We start from the raw sequence: 8,405 nt of genomic DNA on the forward strand, positions 1-8,405 counted from the left end.
TGAAAAAATTGCCAATCCAAAGAATCTTCAGAAATTACATAAAAAATTGAGGTTAGCAGGGAAGTCTCTATCTAGAAAAACTAAGGGATCTAATAACTATCAAAAAGCTAGACTGAAAGTAGCTAGGATACACGCAAAAATAAAAGATTCAAGGCTTGACTATACCCACAAGCTAACTACTCAGCTAATCAAAGAAAACCAAACGATAGTAGTTGAGGATTTAGCGGTAAAAAACATGGTTAAAAACCATAAGTTAGCAAGGGCAATAAGTGACGCCAACTGGGGGGAATTAGTCAGACAATTAGAATACAAAGCTGAATGGTATGGGCGGGAATTAATTAAGATTGATAGATATTTTCCTAGTTCTAAACGTTGCTCTAATTGTGGACACATAGTAGAAAAATTACCTCTAAGTATTAGAGAGTGGGATTGCCCAGAGTGTGCAACTCACCATGACAGGGACATAAACGCTTCGGTAAATATTTTGCGGATGGGAACCCGCGTCGGCGATAGACGCAAGGGAACGCCCACCAAGAAGGCTGCGGGACTCGCAGTGTCAGTCTGTGGAGCGACTGTAAGACCTGAAGGGAGTAAATCTCGGAAGGCGGGTGCTATGAAACAGAAAGCCCCTAACAGTGATGTTAAGGAATCCCGCGCTGTCTCGTAGAGCAGCGTCGGGAGGATGTCAAGTAGAAATAATATTACTTATGTTCTGGATGAGTTGGTGTATTTGCTCCCATCTTATTTATCTGAGCAATCATTTGATATAATCTACCAGTATCTTTCTGATTGAAGGACATAACTAAACGAGGAAGATGAGCAGTTTCATCTCCTAACTCTTCTGGTAAAACTTTACTTTTTTCAATTTTTCCTATAGTCAAAATATCACTATATTCTTGATTCAAATAATCCACATCTCCTTCTGAAAGTTCTGAATTCAGACGAATCACAAACTTTTCTCCCACATAACGACTCGAATGATAAATTCTGTAAAAGTTAGCGATCGCTTGACAAGCTTCTTCCAAGTCATCTGTAATAGTATATAAGCTAGGGTCTTCTGGACTAATCAAACCACGCCGAAGTAGTTGTTTATGAATAAAATCGTTCCAGTCATGCCAATAGTTTCCACCAGGACAATCTATTAACACTAGAGGTGCCGGGCCATATTTACCTGTTTGTGTTAATGTTAAACTTTCAAATGCTTCATCTAAAGTGCCAAAACCACCAGGAAATAAAGCTAAAGCATCACTTTCTCTGAGAAAAAATAACTTACGAGTAAAAAAGTATTTAAAGTTAATTAATTTTTGTTCTCTTTCAATAAAAGGATTTGATTCTTTTTCAAAAGGTAACTGAATATTTAAGCCGAAAGATTTTTCTGCCCCAGCACCTTCATTGCCAGCTTGCATTATTCCGCCCCCACCACCTGTCATTACCATAAAACCTTGCTGAGTAATGCGACGGGCAAAGTTTACGGCCATTTGATATTCTGGAGCTTCTGGGGATGTTCGTGCAGAACCAAATATCGTAATTTTGCGAATATGGCGATAGGGATAAAATATCTCAAATCCTTTTTCCATATCCTGTAGAGAAGCTGCTAATATCTTCCAATCTAGGCGGTCTAGCTCTTCTGATGCCATACTGACAATGGTGGAGAGCGATCGCTTAATCCATTTCTCATGTTTTAGGGTCGGCAAATTTTTGACTAACTTAGTCACTTCTGCCTCAATAGACTCAACTGCTGTTTTCTGAAAATCTGAGGCCATTAACTTTTTCCAAATACTTAATAACTTTAATTTTTACTGGAATTGTTTAGTTGATGGTTTTTTCATTTTTCCCAGTTAATCGTATTTTATCTCCTAATTTCGCCCTAATTCTTTATTAGAAATCTAAGGACAAAGAAAAAAAAGCATAATTTTTTAATTTCCTTTTTTTGACATACTCCCGGCGCTGAATTAAAAATTACAGCGCGGGATTCTCACCCATCTGTGATTCTTGATTCAGCGACACCACTTACTATTTCAGGTTGCCCATCTACAGCAGAGGTGGTAGTCTCCTCAAGCGTTCCCGAATACTCGGAGGTTCCTGAATGCCCTTCAGTACCTTTGATCTGATTCCACTCCACATCTAGAATCTTCATCCCTTTATTTAAAATGTTCCATGCCGCATTTGTATCCCGACATATTTCAATCTTGCATTTAGGACATTGATGAGTTCTAGTACTCAGAGATTTCTTCACTCGATGACCACAACTTGAACAGTCTTGGGATGTATAATTTGGTGCTACAGCAATCACTGTCTTATCCCACACTTTCCCAAAATAATCTAACCATTGAGTGAATTGATACCAACTTGCATCAGAAATCGACTTAGCCAAATGATGGTTCTTGACCATGTTTTGTATCTTGAGGTCTTCGTAGACAACCACATCATTAGAGTGGACTACGCACCGGGCTAACTTTACTGCCCAGTCTTTACGCTGTCTAGCAACTTTCAGATGGCACTTCCCCAGTCTCATCCTGGCTTTGTGGTAGTTTTTTGATTGAGGTTTTTTACCTTTAACAAACTTTCTGGAGAGTTGTCGCTGTAGTTTCTTTATTCGCTTTTGAGCTTGTCTTAAATACTTGGGATAAATTGCAGCATTGTTGTTCTGGTCTTTGTAGAAATAAGTCAGACCTAAATCAATGCCTACAACATTCCCGGTATAGTTCCCTGTTTCTTTGCGGTGAGCGTCAAAGCACAATTGAGCATAATAACCATCAGCTCGCCTGACAATTCTGACCCGATTGATTTTCAGTCTAAATAAGTCCTCTCTGGTTTGATGATTACAGAATAGAGAGAACCTACCTGCTTGAAAACCATCGGTGAAATTAATAGTTAAACAATCCTGTGATAGTTTCCATCCAGAGGTTTTATACTCAACTGAGCGAGAATGCTTTTTGAATTGAGGATAACCTTTGTTTTTGGCTCCTTCTCTACAGCGACGATAGAAGCTAGAGATTGAATTCCAAGCTCTCTGTGCTGATGCTTGACGCGCCATTGAGTTCAACTTTTGAGCAAAAGGAAACTCCGTTGCCAGTTCTTTACACAGCACAGATAGACGAGCTTTATTTACATCTGGCTCGTCGCGCCATAATCTAACTGCTTTGTTTCTAATGAATTGAGCAGTTCTGATCGCCTGTTCTAAGGCTTGATATTGTGCCTTAGACCCGTTTAATAGCTTGGCTTCTCTAATAATCATGCTTTAACTTTACCATTATATAGCAGAACTTTTGGCGATCTGCATGATTTTTTTTGTTGGTCGCAATTCATCCCAACACCAAACTAGGGTTATGGTGTGGGCCTTCTTGCTCCATTTAGGTAAAATTCATACATGATAATTGGTACAACTACTAGGACATAGAGTGATGAAGAATCGAATACTGTCCAATTTTTTTCCACTATTGCCTGTTCCCTAATATATAGCAGTCGAAGGAAAGGACACATACAGATCAAAAGCTTAAAACTTAGACAACGCCAGATTTTTCCTTCTTGCTTCTTCCTTCTTCTTTCTTCCTTTTGGTATACTAAGTTACTAAAGCCTTAGTATTAAATTAGGGCTTTCTATTTATAAATACAAAATTTCCGAGACCACTGAGAATCTCGGCTAAGTCATAAAATAGGTTGATTCTACCTTACTTGCTTGATAACTAGGACTGTAGAAAGAAAACAGTTTAATTATTGAGATTAGTCCACTAGAAACCTAATAGAGGATTATTTTCTCAATAAGAACATAACTGAGAACTACTGTCTGCTTTTAAGCAGAAATATATCTCAATTTAGATCGTTTTCCCTGTTGTTCTAGAGATACTTCATCAAACATTCAGTCTATAGAAGTGCGCGCTGGTATACTTACAAATTGCAGGAGCTGCCAATAGCTAAAATCTTGTATGATCAGCTTTTTATTTCCCCTATGGCTTGTTGCCTGCGCGCAACGTTATATCCTAATTATTTCTAAACATTTATGGATACAAACAGTTTTGTGCAACTTTCTACATAATCTGTTTCAAAAGTTCTCAATTATTATCCAGGTACTTTTCTACAGTTTGAGCCAATGTAGTTTTAGGAACGGCTCCAACCACCATATCAACTCTTTGGCCTCCTTTAAAAATCATCAAGGTAGGAATACTGCGAATTCCATACTGACTTGCTACATTAGGATTTTCATCTGTATTTACTTTAACTACTTTGATTTTTCCTATGTATTGTTCTGCAATTTCTTCAACTACAGGAGCCACCATCCGACATGGCCCGCACCAAGGTGCCCAGAAATCTACTAAAACTGGAACGTCACTTTCAAGCACTTCTTGCTTAAAACTGCTATCGGTGACTGGAGTTGCTGCTGTCATTCTTTACTAATCCTTCAATATGAGTCTTTATAATATGGTGTAGGATTCTTGCTTCTTTCAGATTGCCTCTTGACTAAACTTAACTTGGTACCAACGAAACTCTAGAATTTCTCCCAAGTATATCAGCCAGGTTGGCTTCACAAGCGTTTCAGACTTGGTTGCTAGTCCAAGCCACGGTCTGCCTGACCGCAAAGGTATGCCTATTTACTAGGCTTAATGCAACTCAAATTTTTTTTTATACAGTTCATCAGTTGCCAGTTACATCTGTTTAAAAACACCTTTATTATAATTTGGTATTTTTTGATTTTAGCAAGTTTACTTTTCCCAGAAAACACCAAATTTATTATTAGTTTAAGTGTTTTGGGAAAAATTTAAGATAAAATCCTGAAAAATATGGTAGGTTTTGATTCTACCAATGTATATATAAAGAGTATAGTATAGACTGGTATCAAGGTTAACAAACTATCATATAACATTCAATTAAAGTCTTCTCTAAGTACAATGTCACTTTAGTTAGTTAAGTCCACCATACAATCTTAAATTACTAGCTTTATTAATACTTTCTTTTATATCTTCTTCTGTGTCAAGTAGTATATAGAAAAATTAAAATACAAAGCGCAGAATCTTTTTTTCAAGTTAAGTTTTTCCCTATTCTCAAAAACTCTAGATATCTATCCGTAACTTTAACTTGATCAAGTCGCAAATAACTAACTAAGTAAACAAGTAACTATATTTATTTGTACCGTACTTGATTTGCACGAGAAATTTTATAAACAATTAAGCAATTAACTGAGTAGCTTACGCCGAATCTGTGATAACCTAATCACTATCAAAAAAATTTGATCTGAATCAAGCCTTAAGTGGCCATAAGGAACCGCCCAAACTAGAAAAGCTCGGGCGGAGTGTGGTGTGAGGAGTGAACGGAAACATGCATCTCCGCTATTACTATTGTGACATTTATTTTCAGATAATTCCAGGGTAATTTGTAAATTTCAAAACTATTTCACAAATTTTGTCAAGGGTACTGACATATCTTAAGTCATTGACATACTCTCCAGCGGTCAGCGACGGAGATTCTCCTAAAACCAGGATTCTTGGTTTGTGCTCCGCAAAGCTAGGCCAACAACGAGTCCACTTAAACTAATTACCAGAAGATATCTAGCTCAGAGATGGCTCTCTCCTCAAGGGTTTGCTCTATTCCAAAAGCCTCTGGGTTTATGCCCTACGGTACAGTTCAAAATCCTATAACTCTTTTCTTGGCCAGCATTTCCTCTATTGGTCGGCGTTCCCATAGCAAGGAAACCTTACCGGGTTCCGACCGCTTACCCCTGACAGCTACGCAGAGTCTGACGGCAGTTTTCAAGGTGCGTTGATCAATTATATAGCTAGGTTTTTAGAGCAGTTGAATACCTTTAGTTCTTTTCTAACTATAATACAAAGTCCCCCTTTTAGGGCTATCCATTACCCACATCTTTCTTAAGATAAAGCTTGACTTCTGAGATGTGTTATGAATAAGTCTTGGCTCGGCTTTTTCGGGAGAAAAATGTATTTTTATATACATTTTTTTGAAAACTTCAGTAGTTTTACTTAGCTACTATGATTTTTTCTCCTTTCTCCCCTGCTCCCTGCTCCCCTGCTCCCCACAAGTATTTCAAGACTTATGGGTAAGGGATAGCTTTTAGGGGGAGGCTTTAAACCTAATTTTTCGGTAAATCTACTTGCCCATACCTAATTGTTGAGCTTTTTGATAAACTTTACCCTCAGTCAACAATGAAGGAGCAATAACAACCTCAACTTGCTGCATTTCTTTCAAATCTTTAGCTCCCAAAGTGCCCATACTCGTTTTGAGAGCGCCCAATAAATTATGTGTACCATCGTCCAATAGTGCTGGGCCACGCAGAATTTGCTTGATGGTGCCAGTTGTACCGACCTTGATCCGAGTACCTCGTGGCAAAAGGGGACTAGGAGTAGCCATACCCCAATGATAGTCACGCCCTGGTGCTTCCGCGGCCCTAGCTATAGGCGAACCAATCATCACCCCATCAGCGCCACAAGCAATACATTTACAAATATCTCCACCAGTAATTAAGCCCCCGTCGGCAATAACTGGGACATAATTTCCTGTTTCTTGGTAATAATCATTTCGTGCTGCTGCACAGTCAGCTACAGCAGTAGCTTGGGGAACTCCTACACCTAAAACACCACGAGATGTACAGGCAGCACCAGGGCCAATACCTACTAGCACCCCTGCAGCTCCTACCTTCATTAAATTTAAGGCCACTTCATAAGTAACACAGTTACCTAAAACCACAGGCATAGGCATTTCTTGACAAAGCTTAACCAAATCCAGGTTTTCCACTGACTCAGGTGAAAGAAATGCAGTGGAAACAACTGTTGCCTGGACAAAAAATAAGTCTGCACCAGCATCAGCGACTACTTTTCCATATTTGAGTGCTCCCGCAGGTGTTAAGCTTACTGCTGCAATACCACCTTGGCTTTTTATTTCCTTAATTCTCTGAGAAATTAATTCTGGTTGAATTGGAGCTGAATAAAGTTCTTGCATTAAACCCACAAATTCATCTTTGCCCACAGAGCTAATTTTTTCCAATATTGGCACTGGGTCAGGATAGCGAGTTTGAATACCTTCTAAGTTGAGAACTCCCATTGCTCCTAACTCAGATAATAGAACAGCCATTTTGACATCAATTACTCCATCCATTGCACTAGCAATAATGGGAATTTCTCTTTCTATGCCGCCGATGCTCCATCTAGTGTCTGCTAAACTTGGATCGAGTGTTCGTCCCCCAGGAACTAGGGCAATTTCATCGATTCCGTAAGCTCTGCGAGCTGTTTTTCCACGTCCAATAAATATATCCACTACTTTTACCTATTCCCAAGACCATTTTAGTTAGGGTATCAAATTCAGAGGAGCATTGGTCATCAAGTCAAAAGTCTATAATTGAAAGTCAAACGCCAAACAATAGGAGTCAGGAGTCAGGAGTCAGGAGTCAGTAAGAATAGCCTATATATCTATAATATTATTTATTATTTAGTTAAAGTAAAACTCTGTGTTTAGTCAAATCGACATTTCTAGGTAAAGTCTTTTTAGCAGGGAAATTATTCGTAGCATTATTTTTTATATTTCATATTACTTCCGACATTCCGCACGTCAATTTATCAGGTTAAAAGTAGTATAAAAATTCCTGTATTGGCAGGTATTTCTGAATAAATTATCTTGATTGACCTTTCTCCAGAGTCATATTATTCGGAAAATATTCAGCATCAATACTCAATCACTTACCCAATTATGACTACTATTATTTTCTCCTGACTCCTGAACTCTGAATAGACATTTGGTGAAAATAAACTTGCCCTTTATTTGCTATAAACTAGAGTGTAATAACTCAAAAAATCATTTTTCGTGTTTTTTTTCTAAAAATATCTTCCCTGTTCTCTCCATACCTATTTCTTCCATACCTACTTTTACAAAAAGTCTATATCTTTTTCACGCCTATGTCTAATACATAGCAAGAAACGAATTGATTAGGACATAGATTAATAATGAACCGTAAGACAGATAAATACTTTTCCCACTTTTCCCTGTTCCCTCCATGCCTATTCCCTATTCCCTGCTATAGTTAAAAACCTTTAAATCCTAAACCTGTTTCTCTTTGCTGAGGATGAACCTTTTCAGCAAGTTGATTAATGGTAGTTTCGTTTTTATTCGCGACTTGACTCAATATAATTCCAACTAAAATAATAGCTCCCCCAATATAGTGAGCAGCGATGGGTTTTTCTCCTAATATTAAATAGGCTGCTATGACTCCAGCAATGGGATTAAATGCACTGGCAATAGAAGCATCAGAACTACTGGTTTTACTTAATCCTTTTAACCACAAAATTTGACCTATTACTACAATAACTGCACTATAAACTAACATCCATTGCCATAAAAAAGGCGAAAATAGTTCCATGAAATGACTACTTCCATAAAAATATAATGCGACAATAAAGAAGATA

Annotated in this window: 6 protein-coding genes; 1 reads left to right on the forward strand and 5 read right to left on the reverse strand. The window is 38.0% G+C overall.

All coding sequences use genetic code 11. The annotated features are described in order from the left end of the window. Positions 1-667 (forward strand): RNA-guided endonuclease TnpB family protein (locus F6K13_RS08170; protein ID WP_287287175.1); only part of this gene is annotated, 667 nt, incomplete at its 5' end. Between the two features lie 34 nt (positions 668-701). Here F6K13_RS08170 and F6K13_RS08175 read toward each other — a convergent pair. The 5 genes from F6K13_RS08175 to F6K13_RS08195 all read right to left on the reverse strand — a co-directional run. Next, complete coding sequence (locus F6K13_RS08175) at positions 702-1,763, reverse strand: LOG family protein (RefSeq protein WP_287287177.1); 1,062 nt, start codon at positions 1,761-1,763, stop codon at positions 702-704. Between the two features lie 212 nt (positions 1,764-1,975). Next, complete coding sequence (locus tag F6K13_RS08180) at positions 1,976-3,238, reverse strand: RNA-guided endonuclease TnpB family protein (protein WP_124146702.1); 1,263 nt, start codon at positions 3,236-3,238, stop codon at positions 1,976-1,978. A gap of 814 nt (positions 3,239-4,052) precedes the next feature. Then, complete coding sequence (trxA, locus tag F6K13_RS08185) at positions 4,053-4,385, reverse strand: thioredoxin (protein ID WP_124154592.1); 333 nt, start codon at positions 4,383-4,385, stop codon at positions 4,053-4,055. A 1,714-nt stretch (positions 4,386-6,099) separates the two neighbouring features. Continuing rightward, complete coding sequence (locus tag F6K13_RS08190) at positions 6,100-7,263, reverse strand: GuaB3 family IMP dehydrogenase-related protein (protein WP_124154593.1); 1,164 nt, start codon at positions 7,261-7,263, stop codon at positions 6,100-6,102. A gap of 760 nt (positions 7,264-8,023) precedes the next feature. Then, positions 8,024-8,405, reverse strand: a 382-nt coding sequence (locus tag F6K13_RS08195; RefSeq protein ID WP_287287179.1) for a DMT family transporter, incomplete at its 5' end; no start/stop codon positions are given.

Source organism: Okeania sp. SIO2B9 (assembly GCF_010672505.1).
Taxonomy (GTDB): domain Bacteria; phylum Cyanobacteriota; class Cyanobacteriia; order Cyanobacteriales; family Microcoleaceae; genus Okeania; species Okeania hirsuta.

Coding starts and splice junctions, on each gene's coding strand:
- trxA (WP_124154592.1), bottom strand. CDS start 4,385: ATGACAGCAGCAACTCCAGTCACCGATAGCAGTTTTAAGCAAGAAGTG.
- F6K13_RS08180 (WP_124146702.1), bottom strand. CDS start 3,238: ATGATTATTAGAGAAGCCAAGCTATTAAACGGGTCTAAGGCACAATAT.
- F6K13_RS08175 (WP_287287177.1), bottom strand. CDS start 1,763: ATGGCCTCAGATTTTCAGAAAACAGCAGTTGAGTCTATTGAGGCAGAA.